Raw genomic sequence first — 21212 nt, 5'->3', positions numbered from 1 at the left:
AGGAGCTCGCCGCAATGTACATTCAAATCGGGTACAAGTTCATCCTGGGATTTTTGACCGTCGTCGCGGCGGTAGCCTTTGTCCCCTCGTGGGTGGCTGCCCTGGGATACTCCCCCGAACTCACCAGCATACTCTCCTACGTGGTCGCGCTCACCATAGGGCTCATCCTCGGCTCCTTCTTCTCCAAGAGCTTCACCAAGAACATCGCCCTTTTGCGCGGGGCCACCGAGTCGATCAGCGAGGGGGATCTCTCCAGCGACCTCGAGTTCCCGGCAACCCGTTTCCCCGACGAGACCCACAGCATGGCCGTCTCCATCAACGCCATGCTGGTAAGCCTCAGGACCCTGGTGCGCCAGATCCGGGAGACGGCCGAAAGGGTTTCGGAATCCACCAGGACGCTCAACTCCTCCGCGCTTGAGATCAACGCCTCCACCGAGGAGGTGGCGCAGGCGATCGAGCAGATCTCCGGCGGCGCCGAGACCCAGGCCGAGATGCTCGTCCGCAGCTCCAAGGTGATCCACGAGATGGCCATCTCCGTCGACCTGGTGGCGCGCCGGGCCAGGGAAACGGCCAAAGCCGCCCGCGAGACCAGCATCACGGCGCAGCGCGGCGGCGAGCTCGCCAACGATTCGCTGGAGCGGATGAAGAGCTTCTTCGACAGCGTCGAGCTGATCGGGATGCAGTTCATGGACCTGAACGGCAAGCTGCAACAGGTAGGGAAGATCGCCGACTTCATCGTGGACATGGCGCGCCAAACCAACCTCCTCGCGCTGAACGCCTCCATCGAGGCGGCCCGCGCCGGCGAATACGGCAAAGGTTTCGGCGTGGTTGCCGAAGAGGTAAGAAAGCTCGCCGACGGCAGCGCCAAGAGCGCCACCGACATCGTGGAGATGATCGACCTGGTCAAGATGGAAAGCCGCAAGCTGCAGGAGACCATCACCGACAGTTCGCGCGGCATCATCGCCGGAAAGAAGAACGTCGACACCACCGCGGAGTCGTTCAAGGAGATCCTGGCCACCGTCATCGACACCGAGCGCAAGGCCAACTCCATCGCTGACCTGTCGCAGATGCAGAACACCGGCGCGGAGAAGATGGTGAGCATGGTGGACGAGATAGCCAAAGTGGCAGAGGACAACGCCGCCTCCACCGAGGAGGTCTCCGCCGCGACCGAGCAGCAGCATTCCGCCATGCAGGAGATGGTGTTCCAGACCGTGGAGCTCTCCAAGCTTGCCGAGGAATTGCTCCGCTCAGTCGAGAAGTTCCAGGTGCAAGGGGAGCCGGGTCTGTGATCCCGGAACGGCTGATCCTTTTCATACTGGGGGGGGAGGAATTCGCCTGCAGCCTGCAGCAGATCGGCGAGGTGATGGAGCCTCAGCAAAGCTACCCCTTCGCCGGCGCCCCCGCGCATTACCTGGGGCTGATCAACTTCCACGGCAACCTCACCGCGCTCGTGGACCTGGCTCTTTATCTCGGGCTCAAAAGCCGCCCCCTCCCCGGCAAGCTCCTGGTGCTCGACCCGAGGCTCGCCCATTTGGCGCTCAAGGTGGACGGGGTGAGCGCCATCATCGCCTCCGACCTCGTGACCGGCGAAGAGCCGGGGGACGACCCGCTTACCGAGGCGTATCTGGAGACCCCAAGGGGGCGCGTGCGGCTTTTGCAGCTGGAGGCACTGATCGACGAGCTGGAGAACGGGCTCAAACAGCCACCCGCCCGCATCTAGTCGTGAGTTGCTTAAGATTTGTAGCAGACCAGGAGGTAGCAATGGCCACGACGGTCATGATAGTCGACGACTCGCTGTTCATGAGAAAGATGCTCCGTGACATCCTCACCGAAGAGGGTTACGAGATCACCGCCGAGGCGTCCGACGGCGACGAGGCGGTCGCCAGGTACCGGGAATGCCGCCCCGACCTCGTCACGCTGGACATCGTGATGCCCAACAAGACCGGCATCGAGGCGCTGCAGATAATCATGGCGCTGAACCCGCAGGCGCGCGTGGTGATGTGCTCGGCCATCGGGCAGGAATCGATGACCGAAGCGGCCGCGAAGGCGGGGGCCAAGGCTTTCATCCTGAAACCGTTCAACCCGGAGCTTGTGGCGCGCACCCTTAGGGAAGTGGCCGAGGGATAGCGGATGGATATGTCGCAGTACAAAAGCCTCTTCCTCTCCGAGAGCAGAGAGTACCTGAAGACCATCGCCGACCAGGTGGTCGCCCTGGAGCAGGCTCCTGCCGAGAGAAGCGCCGTCGACGCCCTCTTCAGGGGAGCCCATTCGCTCAAGGGGATGGCCGCCTCCATGGAATACGGCGACGTCGTGGTGGTAGCGCACAGCATGGAAGACCTGATGGCGCGGGTCCGGGACGGTGCCCTTTGCTTCGAGGCCGGGGTGGCCGATCTGCTCCTGGAGGGTGTGGACCTGATCGACGTCATGCTGGCCGACGTGGAGGCGGACCGGGAATGCACCCCCCCTCCCGGCGACTTCGCGGAGAGGCTCCGGGGGTACACGCCGGCTCCCCCGAAAAAGCAGGCGCCCGCGGGGGAGCCCCCGGCGGAGCACCCAGCCCCCCAGGCGCAGCCGGGAGGCGAACCCGAGAAGGCCAAGGAGCCTGCCGGCGAGGCAAGCGGCACGGTGCGGGTGAAGACGGAGCTTCTGGATCACCTGATCAACCTGACCGGAGAGCTGGTCACCAACAAGCACCGGCTGTTGAACGTGGCGCAGGAGGTGGCAAGCCCCGCCTTGAACGACGCGGTCTCCGAGACCGGGAAGCTTCTGCGCGCCCTGCACGACGAGGTCATGAAGGTGCGCCTGATGCCCTTCGAGGCGATCTGCGACCGCTTCCAGCGCTCGGTCCGAAGCCTCGCCAAGAAAAGCGGCAAGGAGATCAACTTCGAGCTGTCCGGCCGCGAGATCGGCATGGACCGCGGCATGCTGGAGCAGTTGGTCGATCCGCTGAACCACATCCTGAGAAACGCCGTGGACCACGGCATGGAGGAAAGCGCCGAGCGGGCGGCACAGGGGAAGCCACCCCGCGGGACGGTGAAGCTCTCCGTTTCCCGCGACCGTGACCGCATCTCGATCCAGGTAAGCGACGACGGCCGGGGGATGGAACCGCAGAAGATGATCGAAGCGGCCGTCGCCAAGGGGGTGATCACCCCGGAGGAAGGGGCGCTCCTGTCGCCGCGCCAGGCGCTGATGCTCTCCTGCATCCCAGGCTTCTCGACCGCCAAGGTCGTCACCGACATCTCGGGGCGCGGCGTCGGCATGGACGCGGTGAACGCGGCCATACAGAAGCTTGGGGGAACCCTGGTGATAGAGAGCGAGCCCGGGCAGGGGAGCACCTTCACGCTCAGGCTCCCCATGACCATCGCCATCATCCACGCACTGGTGGTGCAGTGCGGCAACGTGAAGGGGGCTGTCCCGGTGACGGGGGTGCTGCGCACCGTCGAGCTGGCGCGCCACCAGATCGAGACCATGGGAAAGCGGCAGATGTTCCAACTGGACGGCGAGGCCATTCCCCTTTTGAGCCTGAACCGGGTCCTGGGGCTGCCGCTGGGGCGTTTCCCCAACGGGATACTGCCGCTCTTCGTCACCGAGGCGAAGGGGCGGCGGGTCGGCATCGTGGTGGACCGCTTCCTCGGGCAGCACGAACTCTTCGTCAAACCTTTCGGCAGGCCTTTATGCAAGATGGCCGGGCTCGCCGGCGGGGCGACGCTCGGGGACGGGGAAATCGTGACCATCCTCGACCTGGCCGGCCTGTTGTGACTTAAACGGCAAAACAGTTACCCGGCCTCGGCCAGGGCAACGTCTAACGGAGGCCTACATGCCCAATCCCGTCCTGCAACAGGCCGATCTGGCCGCACTGACCGAGGTGTGCAAACTCGGGATGGAACATGCCGCGACCGCCCTGTCGCAGTTGATGGGAAAAGGGGTGTCCATAGAGGTCCCCCGCCTGACGTTCGTCGACAGCGAGAAGCTGGCCGAACTGATCGAGCAGGAGCAGGAGGCGACAGCGCTGCAGCTGCAGATCCTCGGCAACGTCCGGGGTAGCATCCTGATCCTCCTCCCCCAGCAGAACGCGCTGCGCGTCGTGGAACTGTTACTGGGGAAGGCACCAAATCCCGAAGCACCGCTCTCCGAGCTGGAGCGTGCAACCCTGATGGAGGTCGGCAACATCCTCGCATCTGCCTGCCTGAACGCCCTGGGTAACACGCTCAAGATGACGCTGCTCCCCTCGGTCCCGACCCTGGTGAGCGGAAGCGACGAACTATTCGCGCGGATCCAGGAGCAGGGAGGCGAAAGCGAGAGCATCGTCATGATCGACGCCATGTTCTCCGTCGACGACGCCTGCTGCGGCGGGAGCATCTTCCTGGTACCGGCCGCCTCCTCGCTGGAGGCGATGCTGGCGGCGCTGTAAACACAATGAAATGGTTGCGCGCCATCGGGTTGTGTGTCAGAATGCCCGGTCAAATCGCTGCCACTGCAACACACAGAAAGGTCCCGAGCCCTTGCCCGAGACCTTCACTACTTTCAGAGGTCGACATGAAATTGATCAGAGTTTCGATGCTAGTCATGGCGCTGGTTGCGCTTTCCGCAACAATGTCGTTTGCAGCCGAACTTTCGCAGGTGGTCCGGACCCTGGAGCAGGGTTACGCTGGCCTCAACGACCTGCAGGCCGATTTCAGCCAGCGCAGCCTCATCAGGGCGATGCGTCGCGAGGAGAAGGGTGGGGGCGAGCTCCTGATCAAGAAGGGGGGCGGCAAAGACTCCATGTTCCGCTTCAACTACACCAAGCCCAAGCAGCAGATCGTCTCCAACGGCAAGACCGTCTGGTATTACATCCCGGACCAGAAACAGGTGATGATCATGGACCTGGCCCATCTTTTCGAGGCTGGCAACGGCATCGCCATGAACTATCTCGCCGGGCTGGGGCAGGTGTCGAGGGACTTCAAGATCAGCTTTGCCGACCAGCAGCGCGACAAAAACGGGAACTACCAGCTGGAGCTGATCCCCAACAGGAAAAGCCCGGCCATGGCGAAGCTCATCCTGGTCATCGACGGCAAGGCGGTGGAAACCTATCTCGCCAAGGGGCGCCCCGGGACTCCGTTCCCCGTCGTCTCCTCCACCGTAGTCGACCAGGCGGGAAACAGCACCAGGATGGATTTCAGCGGCGTCAAGACCAACCGCGGCATCTCCGACAGCAAGTTCAGCTTCAAGGTCCCCGCGGGGGTTGAAATCGTAAAAAACAGATAAAGATTAAAAAACAGATAGAGATAGAGATAAAGATGAGGAAAGGCCTAAAAGCAGATAACGCAAAACCAGATTGATTCTAACTTTATCTTTATCTTTATCTTTATCTCTATCTGATTCTAGGGGGTTCTATGCCATCGTTCGACATCGTATCCAAGGTCGACATGCAGGAGGTCGACAACGCCATCAACCAGACTGTGAAGGAAATCGCACAGCGCTATGACTTCAAGGGGTCGAAGTGCGAAGTGACCCTGGAGAAGGAAAGCATCAAGGTGCTGGCCGACGACGACTTCAAACTGAAGGCGGTCATCGACATACTGCAATCCAAGTTCATCAAACGCAACATCTCCCCCAAGTCGCTGCAGTACGGCAAGGCGGAGCAGGCCTCCGGCTCCATGGTGCGCCAGATCATCACCCTGCAGGTGGGGATCTCCAAGGAGAAGGCGAAGGAGATCGGCCAGGTCATCAAGGAGACCAAGCTCAAGGTGCAAAGCCAGATCCAGGACGACCAGCTCCGTGTCACCGGAAAGAACATAGACGACCTGCAGGAGGTGATCCGGGTGCTTAAAGGGAAGGACCTCGACATCGACATGCAGTTCGTGAACTTCAGAAGCTAGAAAAGCAAGAGAGGTTTTTTTTGAGCGAGAAGACTAAGGAAAAAGTGAGCCTGGTGAGCCTGGGCTGCCCGAAGAACCTGGTGGACGCCGAGGTGATGCTCGGCTACCTGTCGCAGGACGAGTACGAGGTGACCACCGACGAGACCCAGGCGGACATCATCGTGGTCAACACCTGCTCCTTCATCAAAGAGGCGAAACAGGAGAGCATCGACACCATCCTGGACCTGGCCGACAGGAAGCACGACGCACGCTGCAAGCTGCTCATCGTCACCGGCTGCCTCCCCCAGCGCTACCAGCAGGAACTCGCCAAGGAGCTCCCTGAGGTGGACATCTTCATCGGCACCGGCGACTACCCGCGCATCGCGGAGATCATCGCCGAGAAGAAGCAGACCGAGGAGCAGCTCTGCTACACCGGGGACCCCAACTTCGTCTACAACGACGAGGTCCCGCGGCTTCAGTCGTCGCCGCACTACACGGCCTATCTGAAGATAGCCGAGGGATGCTCCAACAACTGCTCCTACTGCGTCATCCCGTCTCTGCGCGGCGGCCACCGCTCGCGCCCGCTGGCGACGCTTCTGGCCGAGGCGAAGGCGCTGGTCGAGGGAGGGGTCAAGGAGCTGAACCTGATCGCCCAGGACATCACCGCCTACGGCCGCGACCTGGAGGGAAAACCGAGCCTGGAGCTTCTGATCAAGGAACTCGCCAAGATGGAGAAGCTCAAGTGGATCAGGCTTTTGTACGCCTATCCCGACGGGGTGACCGACTCGCTGATCCAGCTTATCAAGGACGAGCCCAAGGTCTGCAAGTACCTCGACCTCCCCATCCAGCACATCAGCGACCCGGTGCTCTCCAACATGAAGCGCAGAAGCGGCGAGGCCGAGATCAGGACCCTGATCACCAAGCTGCGCCGCGAGATACCGGACATCGCCATCAGGACCTCGCTCATCGTCGGCTTCCCGGGCGAGACCACCGACGACTTCAAGAAGCTCCTGCAGTTCGTGGAGCAGACCCGCTTCGATCGCCTCGGGGTCTTCTGCTACTCCAGGGAGGAAGGTACCCCTGCGGCGGAGATGCCGGACCAGGTGTCCGAGCGGATCAAGAGGGAGCGCCACAAGAAGCTGATGCGGACCCAGGCGCGCGTTTCCTTCAAGCACAACAGGACCTTGGTTGACAGTGAAGAGGACGTATTAGTTGAAGGTTACAGCGAAGAAACTGAGCTCTTGCTCAAAGGTCGTTCCTCACGGCAAGCACCTGATGTCGATGGTCTGGTGTATATCACTGCAGGTAATGCCAACGTCGGTGACATAGTGAGATTGAAGATTACTGATTCCTCTGATTACGACCTGATAGGTGAAATCGTAGACTAGGCTTTCTACTTGACATGAACCCCTATTGCTGTATTATTGCGTCGCTTTGAGGGACACCAACAGTACGGAGTGTATTTTTACATGACAGAAAAACCGGAAGAAATGAAAGCGATGCTCCTCAAAATGAAAGAGGAGACGCTTAAAGAGATCAACAAGACTGTGAAGTCTGGTTCAGACGTTCCCGTTAACGAACCAAGCGGGGATATCTACGATCAGGCTTCCAGCGAGCGCGACCGTGAACTCGGCCTTTTGCTGGGGGACCGGGAGCGTGAAAAGCTGCGCCATATCGACGAAGCGCTGCTGCGGCTCGAAGAAGGAGAGTACGGCATCTGCGAAGAGTGCGAGGAGGAAATTCCCATCGGGAGGCTGAAGATCGTTCCCTTTGCACGGCACTGCGTCAAGTGCAAGGCAGACCTCGAGAAGCAGCAGGCACAGACCAAACGCTTCGAAGAGGACCGCGCCTACCGCGAGATCGCACTGGGCGAGGAAGAGGAAGGGTAATAAGGACTAAAGGCTTTCACCACAGAGGACACAGAGGTTCACAGAGGAGAATCTGAGGAAAGGCTTTAAAGGTTGAATAAAGAAGAGGGGACGGTAGCGATACCGTCCCCTCTTTCGTTTTGCTGCGATTAAGGATGCTCTGCGGGGGGGGCGTTGATCAGCCTCTGATACTCAGCTTTGGGTATCTCGCTGTGCCAGTGCCCGGCCACCCTCCCTACCAGGGTCCCCCCCACGAAGATAACTACCACGAGGGCCGCGAACACCATGCCGGGAACCACCTTCCCTCCCTTGAGACGCACCTGCAGCGCCTCGGGTTTAGGGCAGGAACTCACGCAACGCAGGCAGCCGATGCATTCCTCGGAGCAGACCCGCTCAGCGTTCATGACATCGAGATGGGACGGGCAGGCCTTGTTGCAGCTGCCGCACGAGATGCAGGCGCTCTGCATCCTTTCCACCTTGGCCGGGGCGAGGCGGGAGAGCACGGCCAAGAGCGCGCCGTACGGACAGAAAAAGCGGCAGAACGGGTTGCGGAAAAAGAAGGACAACAGCAGGAAACCGGAGATGAAGGCCAGCGGCAGCCCCGACAGGTTCAGGAAGAAGTCGAGCATCTTCACGTCGGCCGTCTTGTTGTAGTCGGAAAGGATGAAGGAGGCGACGCTGTCAGGCGACATCAACACCAGGATCGAGAAGAGAAAGAAGAGGACCAGCAGGTACTTGATGGGGCGCAGGAGCCAGTCCAGCCAGAGCCAGACGCGGAAGTTGCGCCCGAAGACCTTGTGCCCCGCCTTCCAGCAGAGCTCGGTGATAGTTGAAACCGGGCAGATCCAGGAACAGAAGGAACGCTTTAAAAGGACCGATACGGCGATGACGGCCAGAAGGACCACCAGCGCCGCGGGATGGACCGGGTTGATGGAACCCGAGGTGAGCCACCCCTTGAGGCTGACCAGGCCGGAGATGGGGAGGAAGGCCTCGACCCCGTCCGGGCGCTCCACGAAGGGGGTCGCGCCGCCGGAGCGAAAGTGCAGCACGAAGCGGTAGAAGGTCACCCCAAGGTAGAGGGAGAAAAGAAGAAAGCCCCACTGAACCGCGATTCTTACCTGTTGTACTTTTTTTTCAGCCATTTTTTCACCTTCACTACCGATATAGAGCCGGCTGTCCGGCGTTAACTATGATATGACGCCGCCCTCACCCTGCCCTCTCCCAGAGGGAAAGGGGCTTACGAGAGAGGACATAGTGTGAATAATAAGCCTTCCCTTACCCAAGCCTGAACGGGGACTATCCCTTCTCCCTCGGGGAGAAGGTGCCCCGGAGGGGCGGATGAGGGAGGCCCCTTACCCCGGTTCGACATTTGCGACTTATTTTGTCACTGCCCCCTGATATGGTTGCATCATCAAAGGATGGAGGTGGCAAACATGGAACCGATGGTCATAGGAGCAGTTCCCATAGTTATCTACTGCGGCTACCTGACGGTGAAGGACATCGTCGCCGACCTGCGTCAGGAAGGCTTCCTGGTCAACCCCTTGTCCAGCAAGTGGCGCGGATGCACGTTGGAGAGCGCGGTCAAAAGGCTCTTCTTCACCAGGGGGTTGTCCCGCTCCAAGGTCTCCAGCAACTCTTTCATCTTCTTTCGCTGCAGGTCGGCGGTGCCGCAGACCGGGCAACAGCAGCAGACCACGGGGAAGCGGTTGTTGCGCGAGAACGGGATTATCTCCTTCTCCGGCACGTAAACCAAAGGCCTGATCACGGTGGTGACGCCGTTGTCGGCGAGCATGCTCGGGGCCATCGCCTTCAGGGAGCCTACGAAGAACTGGTTCAGGAGCAGGGTCTCGATGAAGTCGTCCATGTGGTGCCCGAGCGCGAGCTTGTTGCAGCCGTACTGCTGGGCCAGGGTGTAGAGCGTTCCCCGCTTGAGCCTCGCGCAGATGGAGCAGTACGAAGAGTTGGGGCGCCGCTTCTCGGAGATGATGTCGTAGTGGTCGGTCTTCTCCATGTGATAGGTGAAGCCGTGCTCGCGCAGGTGCTCCTCGATGATGTCGGCGCGGTAGCCGCGGTAGCCGGAGTCGATGTTGATCGCCACCAGCTCGTAGCGTACCGGCGCGCGCCTTCTCAGGGTCTCCAGCATGTGCAGCATGGTGTAGGAATCCTTCCCCCCCGATACCGCCACCGCGACCCGGTCCCCCTCAGAGATCAGGTCGAACTCCGCTATGGCCTTCCCCACCCGGTTCTTGATGCGGGTGAAGGCGGCGTCCTCAATAAGCGCCACGGCAACCTCCCGCGGAGAGCGCCTGATCCTGCGTACTTGCGTTCATATTACTTGGCGCTCCCTGCCGCTGCGGCAGCGGTTCCCAGGACCTTGGCACGGAAAGCCTCGATCCCCATCTCCTCCACCAGCTTGCCGATGCGCCCCTGCTGCGGATCGTTCTTGTAAAAATCGACCACCTTGGCGACGATCTCCAGCACCTCTTCCTCGCTCTGCACGTTGTCCACCAGCATCTCGCCCAGGCGCGGCCTGGGGCCGGCGTTGCCGCCTACGAAGATGCGCCAGCCCTTGTTGTGACCGACGATCCCGATGTCCTTCACGCCCGACTCCGAGCAGGAGAGGAGGCAGCCCGAGACCCCCATCTTCATCTTGTTGGGAAGTTCCATGGCGTGGTAGATCCGGTCCAGCTTGAGGCCGAGCGAGGCGGAATCGAGTACCGCCCTCTTGCAGTGCTGGGTGCCCGGGCAGACCTTGACGCTCCTGACGCAAAGGCCGATGGCCGCGCCGGGGTTCTGCGCCAGGTCGCTCCAGATGGCGTCCAGCTCCTCTTCCTTGGCGCCGATCATGGCGATACGCTGCGCCGAGGTGATTTTGAGAGCCAGGTTGTACTTGTCCGCCACGTCGCAGATCTTCCTGAGCGTCGCCGTGTCGGTGAAGCCGCCCGGGATGTGCGGCGCGATGGCGTAGGTTTCGCGGTCGCGCTGGAGGATCGCGCCTTTAGTGGGGATATCTTTCTTGGTCATAGCTTCAGTCATCATCTGCTCCTTTGTCCGGTAATAAATTGATGCATGTCAAATACGGCTAACTTTAGAGGCACTCACCACAGAGGACACAGAGGTACACAGAGGAAAATCCAAAAGCAAAGGCTTTTTTGGGTTAAACCAAACGTTTTTCGCCTTCCTCTGTGACCTCAGTGAACCTCAGTGACCTCTGTGTTCCGCCTTGGATTTTATGAACCTCACCAGCTCTACGGCGATCTCGTACTTACCGAAGGGGGGTATCAGGTAGAATCCGCCCACCTTACCCAGCGCCGCCTCGATGAATTCGCGGGCGATGGCGAGCCCCTCGCGCACCCCTTCCTCCCCCGTCTTCCCCGCCATCCGAGCCCTTATGCCGTCGGGGATGGTGATGCCGGGGACTTCGTTGTGCAGGAACTCGGCGTTGCGGCCGCTCACCAAGGGGAGCACGCCGGGTAGGACAGGTATCCCAAGGTGCGCTGTCTGCTCCATCATCTGCTCGAACCGCTCCAGGTCGTAGATGGGCTGGGTCTGGGCGAAGCAGGCGCCGTTGGCCACCTTCTTCGCGAGCCGCGCCACCTGCACCTCCATCTTCTGGGTGTTGGGGTTGAAGGCGGCGCCGATGGTGAATCCGGTGCCGGCGCCGATGGGGTTTCCCAACGCGTTGACGCCGCGGTTAAGGTCGCTCAAGAGCTTGATCAGCGTGAAGGAGTTGAGGTCGAAGACGGAGGAGGCGCCGGCCTCCTCGCCGAGGCTCGCCGGGTCGCCGGTTACGGCGAGGATGGAGCTCACTCCCAGAAGGCTCGCCCCCATCAGGTCGCTTTGAAGCCCGATCAAGTTCCGGTCGCGGCAGGTGATATGGGCGATGACCTCGATCCCGACCTCGCGCCGGATCAGGGATGCGAGCGCCAGGTTCCCCATGCGCACGCGCGCGAGCGGGTTTTCGGCGAGGTTAATGGCGTCGGCGCCGGCCTCTTTGAGGGCCCGGCTCCCTGCCACTATCCTGCTGCAGTCGAGCCCCTTCGGCGGGTCAAGCTCGACGGTGACCACCATCTCCTTCCCCCAGCGGTCGAGAAAACCGGAGGCTGCAGTCTTGGCCTTTTCCTCGGCGGGGGTGCGGCTCACGGCGCCGACGGCGACCCGCGCTGCGGGGCGCGCTCCCTTAAGGCGCTGTGCCATGACCCGGATGTGTTCAGGGGTGGTGCCGCAGCACCCTCCCACCAAGACGGCGCCTGCCGCGACCATTTCCTCGGCCCGGGCGGCGAAGTAGTCCGGGGTGGTCCGGTAGATGTAGCGGCCGTCGACGTACTCGGGGAATCCGGAGTTGGGGTAGGCGGCCAGGGGAAGGTCCGTGACCGCGGCGATCCGCTTCAGGGTGGCGAGGAGCTCCAGGGGGCCGGCGCCGCAGTTGGCGCCCACAAGGCTCGCGCCGGCCTTGGTAAGTCTCAGCGCCGCGTCCTCGGCCTCGATGCCGCCTGCAAGCCTCGACCCTTCCCCGAAGGCAAGGTTCGCCACCAGGGGAAGCCTGGTTTCGCGGGCGGCTGCGAGCGCCGTTTCCAGCTCGTCCAGTTCGGAGAAGGTCTCCAGGATGAGGAGATCCACCCCGCCCTCGGCAAGCGCCGCGGCCTGGAGGCGGAAGGAGTCGCGCACCTGGTCGTCGCTCAGCTCCTGCTTGCCGCGCCCCATGGGTCCCATGGAGCCGGCGACGAGGACGTCGCGCCCCTTAGCGGCGCGGCGGGCGAGGATCGCCCCCTGGCGGTTGATGTCGGCCACTTTGCCGCCGATGCCGATGGCGGAGAGCTTGGCGTAGTTGGCGCCGAAGGTGTTGGTCTCGATCACCTGCGCTCCCGCCGCCAGGTACTCGGCGTGCAGGTCGAGCACCAGCTGCGGCCGCACCAGGTTCAGGTGCTCGAAGTTGGCGTCGAGCGCCACACCCTTGGCGTAGAGCATGGTCCCGATGGCGCCGTCGCCGATCAGCACCTCATGCGCCACCCGCTCCAGAAAAGATCCGCCCATGTTAGCGTCCTCCCAGCACCTTGATCAGGTGCGGCACCAGCTGTTTCTTGCGCGACATGACCCCTTTCATCTCGAAGACTTGCGGCTCGGGCTGGGGGTACCCCATGAAGCGGCTGTAACCCTGCCCCCCCTCCATGAGGAACATGGTGCTCTCGCTGGAGATGTCGGTGACCATGAGCCCCGCAACTTCCAGCCCCTCCTTCTCGCGCAGCGAGGCGAGTGCCCCCCTGAGATCCGCCTTCATCTCCTCGAACTCGGCGAAGCCGAACACCTCGACCTGCCCCACGCCGAAGCGGATCTCCCCCTGGTTGAAGAGCTTGAAGTCGGAGCCGACCACGCGGTCGGGGCTCCCGTAGCCGGAGAGCGCCCCCGAGGCGGCGAAGATCTCGGCGCCGAAGGCCTGCCAGTCGAGCCCCGCCAGCGCGGCTAACCTCGAAACTGTGTCGCGGTCCTTGCCGGTGGTGGTCGGGGACTTGAGGATGACGGTATCGGAGAGTATCCCCGCCAATAAGAGCGCCGCCACGTCGGCTGCGGGCGTCACCCGGTGCTCCTCGTAGAGCGAGGCGACGATGGTGCAGGTGCTTCCCACCGGGGCCGTGATGAAGGGGATGGGGTTGCTGGTGGGAGGGTTCCCAAGCTTGTGGTGGTCGACAACCTCCAGGATCTCCAGGTCCTCCGCCCCCGGCACCGACTGCGAGAGCTCGTTGTGGTCCACCAGTATCAGCGCGTAAGGAAGCGGCGCGAAGAGCGACGACTTGGTGGCGACGCCGGCGAGGGTTCCGTCCTCCTCGAGGACCAGCACGGCGGTCCCCCCCGAGTGCAGGAGCTTCTCCCTGAGGCGCCCGAGCGGCGCCCCCACGGTGACGCTCTCGAAGCCGGGCTCGGCGAGGTGTCCGGCCGGGGTCGCGAGCCTTGCCCGCGACACGGTCGCCGCGGTGTCCAGCGGCGTGGACAAAAGCGCCACCCCGTTTTCCGAGGCCAGGCGCAGCACCTCATCGTCCACGGCGAGCCCGCCGGTTACCACCAGAAGGCGCACTCCCCGCTCAATCGCCGAGAGCTGGATCGAGCGCCTGTCGCCGGTCACGACCACGAGGTTCACCGGGTCGAACCCTGCTATCTTGGCGTTGAAGGACTCCTCCGCCATGGCCCCCACGAAAAGGTGCAGCGTCTCCACCGCCGCTTCGCCGCAGCCGGCGAGAAAGCTCGCTTCGAGGCAGGCGGCAAGCGAATCGAGCGAGGCGGTGACGAGCCGCAGCGAGGCCGGTCCGGTCGCAAGAGATCTCTCCGCGATCTTTAAAAGCGGTATCACCCCGGTCGGCGCCCCCCGCTGGTCCAGGACCGGCAGAATCCTGATGCCGTGGTGGTGGAAGAGCTCCAGGGCAGTCAGAAGCGGCGCCGTCTCCTGCACCGTGACCGGGGTGCGCTGGATCACGTCGCGCACCTTGGGATGCACGTCGGCCAGATAAAGCGGCGCCTTGATCCCAAGCCGGGAAAGAAGCCAGGTGGTCTGCGGGTTGAGACCGCCGGCCATGGCTGCGGTTACCCTCTCCTCGCCCAGCTCCCGTTTCAAGCGGGCATAGGCTATGGCCGAGGCGACCGAGTCGGTGTCGGGATTTTTGTGTCCGATTACGTAGATTTCTTTTTCCATGGTCCCCTTGGATGATAAAAAGTCCGGCGGCTTCGGAAGAACTGATTAATTTAGTCGTCTTTTTGCCGCGATCTGTAATAGAATGGCGCCGCGCAGAAAGCGAAAAGGAGAGCGAGAAATGCATGCAGTAGTGGATTGGCTGTTACAGACCATCGGGACGCTGGGGTACCCCGGCATATTCCTCCTGATGGCGATGGAAAGTTCCATCATCCCCATCCCCAGCGAGCTGGTGATGCCCCCGGCAGGGTACCTGGCCCAACAGGGACAGATGAACATGTTCGTGGCGATACTCTGCGGCACCGCCGGTAGCCTGGTCGGCGCCTACGCGAACTATTACGCCGCGCATTACCTGGGGCGCCCCCTGGTGCTCAAGTACGGCAAGTACGTCTTCATCACCGAGGAGAAGTTCGCCAAGGTGGAGAAATTCTTCCTGAAGCACGGCGAGATCTCGACCTTCATCGGGAGGCTTCTGCCGGTGGTCAGGCACCTCATCTCGCTCCCCGCGGGGCTCTCCGGGATGAACCACCTGAGGTTCTCCCTCTACACCCTGCTTGGCGCCGGCATCTGGTGCACCGTCCTCACCGTTATCGGCTACGTCATCGGCAGCAACCAGGAGCTGATCATGAAGTACTCGCACCAGGCCGTTCTCGGCGTGGTGGTTGTGAGCGCACTCCTCATCGCCGTCTACGTCTGGCGGCAGCGCAGAAACGGCAGCTGCGGCGCCGGCGAAGCCCACCCCAAGTAGCCCGGGTAAAACAAGGGCGGGTCCAGGACCCGCCCCCATTGGCATCATTTCTGTAAAAGGGGGACAGGCTACTTTTTGTTTTCAAAAAGTAGCCTGTCCCCTTTTTTCGGTTGCGACTACTTGGGAACCTTCTCCCAGTCTTCGAGGAACTTCTTGATCCCGGCGTCGGTCAGCGGGTGCTTGGCGAGCTGCAGCATCACGGAGTACGGGATGGTGCAGACGTCGGCGCCGATCAGCGCGGAGTCGAGCACGTGGATCGGGTTCCTGATGCTGGCCACGATGATCTCGGCGTCCATGCCGTAGTTGTCGAATATGGTCCTGATTTCCTGGATGATCCCCATGCCGTTCTGGGAGATGTCGTCCAGCCTCCCCACGAACGGGGAGACGTAGGTGGCGCCGGCTTTGGCGGCCAGAAGTGCCTGCATCGGGGTGAAGATCAGCGTCACGTTGGTCTTCACCCCGCGCTTGTAGAGGGTCTTCGTGGCTTTGAGACCTTCCGGGGTCATCGGGAGCTTGATGACGATGTTCGGGTGGATCTTCGCCAGCTCGGTAGCCTCGGCGATCATGCCGTCGTGCTCGAGCGAGATCACTTCCGCCGAGATGGGGCCGTCCACGATCCCGGTGATTTCCTTGATGACTTCTTCGAAGCGCCGGCCGCTTTTGGCGATCAGGGACGGATTGGTGGTCACACCGTCCACCAGCCCGAGCTCGTTTGCCTCCCGAATTTCCTTAACGTCCGCTGTGTCGATAAAAAACTTCATCTTTCCTCCGCTTGGTTTGTTGTTACCTCTGCTGCTGAATCTGCTCGAACCGCCTGAGGCAGTCCATGGAGCAGAAGTGATAGCGTCTTCCTGCCAGGTTGCCGACCACCGCGTCGGCCTCCGATATATACACACCGCAGACGGGATCCTGGAAGGTCTCCGCCGCGGCCGGTTCCTTTTTGGCGATCTTCGCCTCGGATTTCCCCTTGAGCATCCGGTAGGCGAGGTACCCAAGGAGTACCCAGATCAGTATCTTCACGCCTTCCCCCTAAAGCTTGACCACCTTCTCGGTGGCGGTAAGTGCAGCCAAGAGCTGCGCGACGGTTTTGCCGAGGACGGGATGCACCAGGTCGGGGGCGAGATCGGCCAGCGGCTGCAGCGCGAAACGCCGCTCCGCCAGGCGCGGGTGCGGGATAGTGAGCCGGTCGGATTCGAGCACCAGCTCCCCGTAGAGGAGGATGTCCAGGTCCATGCTGCGGGCGCCCCAGCGCTCTGAAGGCTTGCGCTGGAAGAGTTCGGTCTCCACCCGCTTCAGCTCGTCCAGGAGCAGGAATGGGGAGAGTGTCGTGTCAATGCGCGCCACGGCGTTGTAGAAGTTGTCCTGGGGAACGCCCCCCACGGGCTCGGTCTCGTAGAACTGGGACACGCCGGTGACCCGCGTGCCGGGAAGCTTCCCCAACTCGGCAACGGCCATCAGTAGCTTCAGCTCGCGGTCGCCGAGGTTGCTCCCCAACCCTATGTAAGCGCGCTCTTCCACAGCGTGGGATTAGAGCACAATTCCTTATTTTTTTCAACCCCGGCTGCTCATGAGCTAAAAGCGCGCCGGGCCCGGCGCGACCCCGCGCCAGTGCTGTTTTTACCAAGATTAAATGCTATAGTTTACAATCCTAACGTAGCGGGGCGTGTTGCCTTGCCGGCTGCGGGGGGCATCGGAAACCGGGGGCAGGGACATGAGCAGATCCGAAAATTACCAGCAGACGGGTACCGGCGGGAAGGTCGGCGAGACCGATGCCGAGGAGTTGTACCGGCAGGGAGCAGAGGCGCTCCAGGCAAGGAACTTCGCCGTGGCGTTCAGGCTCCTGCGGGCAGCGCTGGACCAAAAGCGCTCGCCCGAGCACCTTTCGCAATTCGCACTGGCGCTCACGCACTACACCGGCAACGACAAGGCGGGAGTGGCCCTGTGCCAGGAGGCGATCAGGAGCGAGCCCAGGAACCCGAACCACTTCCTGCGGCTGGGAACCATCTACCTGATCTCCGGGCGGAAGAAGGAGGCGGTGCGCATCTTCAACCTCGGGCTCAGGGTCGGGCGCCACGCCGGCATCACCAGGATCCTGCAGGCCATGGGGCAAAGGGAGAAGCCGGTGCTCCCCTTCCTGGCCCGCACCAACCCGCTCAACAAGTATCTCGGCAAGATGAGGAACAACTTTTTCAAGAAGGACCGCTAAGCTAGGGACTGGGGACTGGGGGCCAGGGAGGGTGAGGATGATACATTACCTGACGCTGAAGAGCAGGGAGAAGACCGAGTTGATCGACATCACCGCTCAGGTGCAGGATCTCATCGCCGCTTCCAGCATCGGCAGCGGATGCTGTGAGATCTTCGTCTTGCACACGACGGCAGCCGTCACCGTCAACGAAGGGGCCGACCCGGCGGTCAAGCGCGACATCAGCAACTGCCTGGACCGCCTGGTGCCGGACGCGCACTACTTCACCCACGCCGAAGGAAACTCCGCGGCGCACGTGAAGGCGAGCATGATCGGGTGCTCGGAGCGGCTCCTGTTGGACCGGGGGAAGCTTCTTTTGGGGACCTGGCAGGCGCTTTACTTCTGCGAGTTCGACGGCCCCAGGGAGCGCCGCGTAGCAGTGAAGATCTGCGGCGAGTAGCCTCCCCGCCTTACCCGAAATGATCGAAGCCGCCGTGCCCCGGGGCGTAGACGCCGCCGTCCGGGGCGACGAGCTTCACCTCCGGTGCGGCGGTGATCTCGCCGATCACCGAGAACTTCAGCTCCAGCTTGGCGAAAAGCGCCTCCACCTCCCCCCGCTTTACCGGATCGATGCAGAACAAAAGCTCGTAGTCCTCCCCTCCCGAAAGCGCCAGCGCATAGGGGTCGTCGCCGCAGGCGGCCCGGTACTCATCCGAAAGCGGCAGCTTGGCGAGTTCCAGCCTGGCTCCCACCCCGGACATCTCTCGAATGTGCCCCAAATCCCCCAAAACGCCGTCGCTTACGTCGATCATCGCAGTGGCGAGCCCGCCTTCGGCGAGCGCCACCCCGGCGGCAACCCTGGGGGTCGGGTCGAGCTGGCGCGACACCAGGAAACCCTCACGCACCCCTTGCCGCAGCGCCTCAAGCCCCGCCGCTGCGTCGCCCACCGTCCCGGAGAGGCAGATAAGGTCCCCCGGACGCGCGCCGCTTCGCTTCAGCACCAGCTCCGGGCGCTGCTCGCCCAAGGCCGTGATGGAGATGGCGATCCCCCCCTTGGAGGCGCAGGTGTCGCCCCCTACCAGGGTGGCGCCGAAGCGCTCGGCCTGCTCCAGTACCCCCGCCATGAAGCGGTCCATGAACTCGATCGGAACTTCCTTCCCGAGGGCGATGCCGAGCAGGAACTGGCGCGGGTGTGCCCCCATGGACGCGAGGTCCGAGAGATTCACCGAAAGGGATTTTCTGCCGAGGCTTTCCGGGTCGCAAAAGGAGAGGTCGAAGTGGACAGCTTCGAGGAGCATGTCGCAGGTGATCAGGGTGACGCATTCCGGGGCAGGAACGAGAGCCGCCGCGTCATCCCCGATGCCCAGAAGCACCGAGGGGGACGCGGCGACGTTTTTCTTGATGCGGTCGATCAGGCCGAATTCGCCCAGTTCCGCCAGTCTCAAGCCTTACCCCTCACCCCGGTGGGGGGAACGGTGACCCGCCGGGCAACCTTGCTCTTCGGGGGCTCGGTCTTGGAGGGCTTGGGCTTCGAGGCCGCCGGAGGGGGATAGATCTCCAGCGCCACGGCGAGGACCTCGTCGATGTTGGACGCGGGGACGATCTTCAGCTTCTTGAGGATGGTCTTCGGCACGTCTTCCAGGTCCTTCTGGTTCTGCACAGGGATCACCACGGTGGTAACGCCCAGCCGCGCCGCGGCGAGTATCTTCTCCTTGAGCCCTCCGATGGGGAGCACCTTGCCGCGCAGCGTGATCTCGCCGGTCATGGCTACTTCTTTTCTCACCGGAATCTTCGTCAGCGCAGAAACCAGGGCGGTCGCCATGGTTACCCCGGCCGAGGGGCCGTCCTTGGGGATGGCTCCAGCCGGGACGTGGACGTGGATGTCGGTGGTGGAGTTGAAATCTTCCGGGATGTCGAAGTCGGCGGTTTTCGAGCGGATGTAGGAGAGTGCGGCCTGCACCGATTCCTTCATCACGTCCCCCAACTGCCCGGTGAGGGTCAGCGCCCCTTTCCCTTTCATCACGGTCGCCTCGACGAAAAGGACCTCGCCTCCGACCGGGGTCCAGGCAAGCCCGGTGACCACCCCTACCTCGTTCTTCTCCATCTCCTCTTCGCGCAGGAACTTAGGCGGCCCCAGGTACTTGGCCACGGTCCCGGCGCTGATGGCGAAGTGCTCGCCCTTTCCTTCCGCGACCTTCCTGGCCACCTTGCGGCAGATGCTGCCGACCTCGCGCTCCAGGTTCCTGAGCCCCGCCTCGCGGGTGTACTTGGAGATCACGGTCCTAAGCGCCTCGTCGGAGAAGGCGAGGATCTCCTCGGTGATGCCGTTTTCCTTCACCTGGCGCGGCACCAGGTAGCGTTTGGCGATGCCGAGCTTCTCCTCCTCGGTGTAGCCGGAGAGGTTGATGACTTCCATCCTGTCCCGCAAAGGCCCCGGGATGGTGTCCATCTGGTTCGCCGTGGCGATGAACATCACGTTGGAGAGGTTGAAGGGGAGGTTTATGTAATGGTCCGAGAAGCTGTTGTTCTGCTCCGGGTCGAGCACCTCCAGAAGCGCCGAGGAGGGGTCGCCGCGGAAATCGGAGCCCAGCTTGTCCAGCTCGTCCAGCATGAAGACCGGGTTGTTGGAACCGGCCTGCTTGAGCCCCTGGATGATGCGCCCGGGAAGGGCGCCCACGTAGGTGCGGCGGTGGCCGCGGATCTCGGCCTCGTCACGCACCCCACCCAGGGAGATGCGCACGAACTTTCTTCCCATGGCGCGGGCGATGGACTTCCCTAACGAGGTCTTGCCGACACCCGGAGGGCCGACGAAGCAGAGGATGGGCCCTTTCATCTTCTTCTTGAGCTTTCTCACCGCCAGGAACTCGAGGATGCGCTCCTTCACCTTTTCCAGGAAGTAGTGGTCCTCGTTGAGGATCTCGGAGGCGCGGTTGATCTCCAGGGAGTCCTTGGTCGATTTGCCCCAGGGAATGTCCACCATCCAGTCGAGGAAGGTGCGCAGCATCCCAGCCTCGGCGGCGTCGGGATGCATCTGCTCCAGGCGCCCCAGCTGCTTCAGGGCCTCCTTCTCCACCGGCTGGGGCATCTTGGCGCTCTCGATCGACTTCCTGAGCTCGGCGATCTCCTCGCTCCTCGCGTCGGTCTCCCCAAGCTCCTGCTGGATGGCGCGCAGCTGCTCGCGCAGGTAGTACTCGCGCTGGCTTTTCCCCATCTCCTCCTTGGCGGCGGACTGGATGCGGGCCTGCATGTTCAGGAGCTCGCTCTCCTTGTTCAGGAGGTCGTTTACCCGCTTCAGGCGCTCCAGGGGATCGATCACCTCGAGTAGCCCCTGCGCCTCCTCGACCTTGAGCCCGATGTTGCTGGCGACGAGGTCGGCGAGGGAGCCGGGCTCCTGCATGTTCTCGACGATGACCATCACCTCGGGGGAGACGGCCTTGCCGAGCGCCACGATCTTCCCAAGCTCTTCCTTCACGGTGCGGATCAGCGCCTCGGCCTCCAGGGTGTTCTCCTGCAGCGCCGGCTCCACGATCCTGTCGATGCGCACGGAATAGAAGGGCTTCTCGGCCAGGTACTCCGTGATCCGCGCCTTGGTGAGCCCCTGAACCAGGATCTTCACCCTCCCGTCCGGGAGCTTCAGCATGCGCATGATCATGGCCACCGTCCCTACTTCATAGATCGCCTCCGGCGCCGGGTCCTCGTCGCCTACGTCCCTCTGGGTCGCCAGGAAGATCATGCGGTCCTTGGAAAGGGCGTAATCGACGGCGCTGATGGAGATCTCGCGACCGACGAAAAGCGGCAGAATCATGTAGGGATAGACAACCACGTCCCTCACCGGGAGCAGCGGCAGAACATCCGGTATGTTAAGTTCTTCGGTCTCCTGCCTGTTTTCCATGTA

Annotated in this window: 22 protein-coding genes; 12 read left to right on the top strand and 10 right to left on the bottom strand. The window is 62.4% G+C overall.

What is annotated here, in order from left to right:
- Window positions 1-14 precede the first annotated feature (14 nt).
- From K419_RS0119855 to K419_RS0119815, 9 genes are all read left to right on the top strand, one after another.
- The gene (locus K419_RS0119855; RefSeq protein WP_026843067.1) at window positions 15-1289 is read left to right on the top strand and encodes a methyl-accepting chemotaxis protein; all 1275 of its coding nucleotides are present in this window, start codon (window positions 15-17) and stop codon (window positions 1287-1289) included.
- The gene (locus K419_RS0119850) at window positions 1286-1720 is read left to right on the top strand and encodes a chemotaxis protein CheW (RefSeq protein ID WP_026843066.1); all 435 of its coding nucleotides are present in this window, start codon (window positions 1286-1288) and stop codon (window positions 1718-1720) included. The genes K419_RS0119855 and K419_RS0119850 overlap by 4 nt, the downstream gene beginning before the upstream one ends.
- A 41-nt stretch (window positions 1721-1761) precedes the next feature.
- Complete coding sequence (locus tag K419_RS0119845; protein WP_026843065.1) at window positions 1762-2127, top strand: response regulator; 366 nt, start codon at window positions 1762-1764, stop codon at window positions 2125-2127.
- 9 nt (window positions 2128-2136) lie between these two features.
- Window positions 2137-3759, top strand: coding sequence for a chemotaxis protein CheA (locus K419_RS0119840; RefSeq protein ID WP_226377746.1), 1623 nt, complete (start codon window positions 2137-2139; stop codon window positions 3757-3759).
- A 58-nt stretch (window positions 3760-3817) separates the two neighbouring features.
- Window positions 3818-4411, top strand: a complete 594-nt coding sequence (locus K419_RS0119835; RefSeq protein WP_026843063.1) for a chemotaxis protein CheC — start codon at window positions 3818-3820, stop codon at window positions 4409-4411.
- Between the two features lie 125 nt (window positions 4412-4536).
- Window positions 4537-5247 carry a LolA family protein gene (locus tag K419_RS0119830; protein WP_026843062.1) on the top strand — a complete coding sequence of 237 codons (711 nt, stop codon included), beginning with the start codon at window positions 4537-4539 and terminating at the stop codon, window positions 5245-5247.
- Window positions 5248-5375: 128 nt separating this feature from the next.
- Window positions 5376-5861, top strand: coding sequence for a YajQ family cyclic di-GMP-binding protein (locus K419_RS0119825; RefSeq protein WP_026843061.1), 486 nt, complete (start codon window positions 5376-5378; stop codon window positions 5859-5861).
- A 20-nt stretch (window positions 5862-5881) separates the two neighbouring features.
- Complete coding sequence (gene rimO, locus K419_RS0119820) at window positions 5882-7228, top strand: 30S ribosomal protein S12 methylthiotransferase RimO (protein WP_026843060.1); 1347 nt, start codon at window positions 5882-5884, stop codon at window positions 7226-7228.
- 81 nt (window positions 7229-7309) lie between these two features.
- Window positions 7310-7729: a TraR/DksA family transcriptional regulator gene (locus K419_RS0119815; protein ID WP_012529052.1), complete on the top strand. Its 420-nt coding sequence runs from the start codon at window positions 7310-7312 to the stop codon at window positions 7727-7729.
- 128 nt (window positions 7730-7857) lie between these two features.
- Here K419_RS0119815 and K419_RS0119810 read toward each other — a convergent pair whose 3' ends face one another.
- The 5 genes from K419_RS0119810 to K419_RS0119790 form a co-directional block, all read right to left on the bottom strand.
- On the bottom strand, window positions 7858-8850 hold the full coding sequence (locus K419_RS0119810; protein ID WP_026843059.1) for a 4Fe-4S binding protein: 993 nt from the start codon (window positions 8848-8850) through the stop codon (window positions 7858-7860).
- A 374-nt stretch (window positions 8851-9224) separates the two neighbouring features.
- Window positions 9225-9992, bottom strand: a complete 768-nt coding sequence (gene ttcA, locus K419_RS0119805; protein ID WP_012529050.1) for a tRNA 2-thiocytidine(32) synthetase TtcA — start codon at window positions 9990-9992, stop codon at window positions 9225-9227.
- Between the two features lie 47 nt (window positions 9993-10039).
- Window positions 10040-10744: a nitrite/sulfite reductase domain-containing protein gene (locus K419_RS0119800; RefSeq protein WP_012529049.1), complete on the bottom strand. Its 705-nt coding sequence runs from the start codon at window positions 10742-10744 to the stop codon at window positions 10040-10042.
- Between the two features lie 165 nt (window positions 10745-10909).
- Window positions 10910-12742 (bottom strand): bifunctional homocysteine S-methyltransferase/methylenetetrahydrofolate reductase, encoded by a 1833-nt coding sequence (locus tag K419_RS0119795; protein WP_026843058.1) that lies wholly within the window; start codon window positions 12740-12742, stop codon window positions 10910-10912.
- Window position 12743: 1 nt separating this feature from the next.
- A complete protein-coding gene (locus K419_RS0119790) occupies window positions 12744-14390 on the bottom strand; it encodes a putative manganese-dependent inorganic diphosphatase (protein ID WP_026843057.1) in 1647 nt (548 codons plus the stop codon).
- Window positions 14391-14508: 118 nt separating this feature from the next.
- On the opposite strand from K419_RS0119790, the gene K419_RS0119785 reads away from it, so the two are divergent.
- Window positions 14509-15135 (top strand): DedA family protein, encoded by a 627-nt coding sequence (locus K419_RS0119785; protein WP_026843056.1) that lies wholly within the window; start codon window positions 14509-14511, stop codon window positions 15133-15135.
- Window positions 15136-15251: 116 nt separating this feature from the next.
- Here K419_RS0119785 and fsa read toward each other — a convergent pair whose 3' ends face one another.
- From fsa to folK, 3 genes are read right to left on the bottom strand one after another with little or no spacing between them, the layout of a single operon-like run.
- A complete protein-coding gene (gene fsa, locus K419_RS0119780) occupies window positions 15252-15896 on the bottom strand; it encodes a fructose-6-phosphate aldolase (RefSeq protein WP_026843055.1) in 645 nt (214 codons plus the stop codon).
- Window positions 15897-15918: 22 nt separating this feature from the next.
- Window positions 15919-16155, bottom strand: coding sequence for a YHS domain-containing protein (locus K419_RS0119775; RefSeq protein ID WP_012529044.1), 237 nt, complete (start codon window positions 16153-16155; stop codon window positions 15919-15921).
- Window positions 16156-16164: 9 nt separating this feature from the next.
- Window positions 16165-16653, bottom strand: a complete 489-nt coding sequence (gene folK, locus K419_RS0119770) for a 2-amino-4-hydroxy-6-hydroxymethyldihydropteridine diphosphokinase (protein ID WP_026843054.1) — start codon at window positions 16651-16653, stop codon at window positions 16165-16167.
- 193 nt (window positions 16654-16846) lie between these two features.
- Here folK and K419_RS0119765 point away from each other — a divergent pair, with 193 nt between their 5' ends.
- Complete coding sequence (locus K419_RS0119765; RefSeq protein ID WP_026843053.1) at window positions 16847-17341, top strand: tetratricopeptide repeat protein; 495 nt, start codon at window positions 16847-16849, stop codon at window positions 17339-17341.
- Window positions 17342-17378: 37 nt separating this feature from the next.
- Window positions 17379-17777, top strand: a complete 399-nt coding sequence (locus tag K419_RS0119760) for a secondary thiamine-phosphate synthase enzyme YjbQ (RefSeq protein WP_026843052.1) — start codon at window positions 17379-17381, stop codon at window positions 17775-17777.
- A 10-nt stretch (window positions 17778-17787) separates the two neighbouring features.
- Here K419_RS0119760 and thiL read toward each other — a convergent pair whose 3' ends face one another.
- Window positions 17788-18762: a thiamine-phosphate kinase gene (gene thiL / locus K419_RS0119755; RefSeq protein WP_026843051.1), complete on the bottom strand. Its 975-nt coding sequence runs from the start codon at window positions 18760-18762 to the stop codon at window positions 17788-17790.
- Complete coding sequence (lon, locus tag K419_RS0119750; RefSeq protein ID WP_026843050.1) at window positions 18759-21209, bottom strand: endopeptidase La; 2451 nt, start codon at window positions 21207-21209, stop codon at window positions 18759-18761. The genes thiL and lon overlap by 4 nt, the downstream gene beginning before the upstream one ends.
- Window positions 21210-21212 lie beyond the last annotated feature (3 nt).

It is taken from the genome of Citrifermentans bremense R1, from assembly GCF_000426865.1.
GTDB classification, from domain to species: Bacteria; Desulfobacterota; Desulfuromonadia; order Geobacterales; family Geobacteraceae; genus Geomonas; species Geomonas bremensis.
This window is presented reverse-complemented; position numbering and strand designations above follow the sequence as displayed.

Excerpts from the sequence above, each read along its gene's own strand:
- K419_RS0119855 (WP_026843067.1), top strand. The coding sequence starts at position 15 with ATGTACATTCAAATCGGGTACAAGTTCATCCTGGGATTTTTGACCGTC.
- K419_RS0119845 (WP_026843065.1), top strand. The coding sequence starts at position 1,762 with ATGGCCACGACGGTCATGATAGTCGACGACTCGCTGTTCATGAGAAAG.
- K419_RS0119840 (WP_226377746.1), top strand. The coding sequence starts at position 2,137 with ATGTCGCAGTACAAAAGCCTCTTCCTCTCCGAGAGCAGAGAGTACCTG.
- K419_RS0119835 (WP_026843063.1), top strand. The coding sequence starts at position 3,818 with ATGCCCAATCCCGTCCTGCAACAGGCCGATCTGGCCGCACTGACCGAG.
- K419_RS0119830 (WP_026843062.1), top strand. The coding sequence starts at position 4,537 with ATGAAATTGATCAGAGTTTCGATGCTAGTCATGGCGCTGGTTGCGCTT.
- K419_RS0119825 (WP_026843061.1), top strand. The coding sequence starts at position 5,376 with ATGCCATCGTTCGACATCGTATCCAAGGTCGACATGCAGGAGGTCGAC.
- K419_RS0119815 (WP_012529052.1), top strand. The coding sequence starts at position 7,310 with ATGACAGAAAAACCGGAAGAAATGAAAGCGATGCTCCTCAAAATGAAA.
- K419_RS0119810 (WP_026843059.1), bottom strand. The coding sequence starts at position 8,850 with ATGGCTGAAAAAAAAGTACAACAGGTAAGAATCGCGGTTCAGTGGGGC.
- K419_RS0119800 (WP_012529049.1), bottom strand. The coding sequence starts at position 10,744 with ATGACTGAAGCTATGACCAAGAAAGATATCCCCACTAAAGGCGCGATC.
- K419_RS0119795 (WP_026843058.1), bottom strand. The coding sequence starts at position 12,742 with ATGGGCGGATCTTTTCTGGAGCGGGTGGCGCATGAGGTGCTGATCGGC.
- K419_RS0119790 (WP_026843057.1), bottom strand. The coding sequence starts at position 14,390 with ATGGAAAAAGAAATCTACGTAATCGGACACAAAAATCCCGACACCGAC.
- K419_RS0119785 (WP_026843056.1), top strand. The coding sequence starts at position 14,509 with ATGCATGCAGTAGTGGATTGGCTGTTACAGACCATCGGGACGCTGGGG.
- fsa (WP_026843055.1), bottom strand. The coding sequence starts at position 15,896 with ATGAAGTTTTTTATCGACACAGCGGACGTTAAGGAAATTCGGGAGGCA.
- K419_RS0119765 (WP_026843053.1), top strand. The coding sequence starts at position 16,847 with ATGAGCAGATCCGAAAATTACCAGCAGACGGGTACCGGCGGGAAGGTC.
- K419_RS0119760 (WP_026843052.1), top strand. The coding sequence starts at position 17,379 with ATGATACATTACCTGACGCTGAAGAGCAGGGAGAAGACCGAGTTGATC.
- lon (WP_026843050.1), bottom strand. The coding sequence starts at position 21,209 with ATGGAAAACAGGCAGGAGACCGAAGAACTTAACATACCGGATGTTCTG.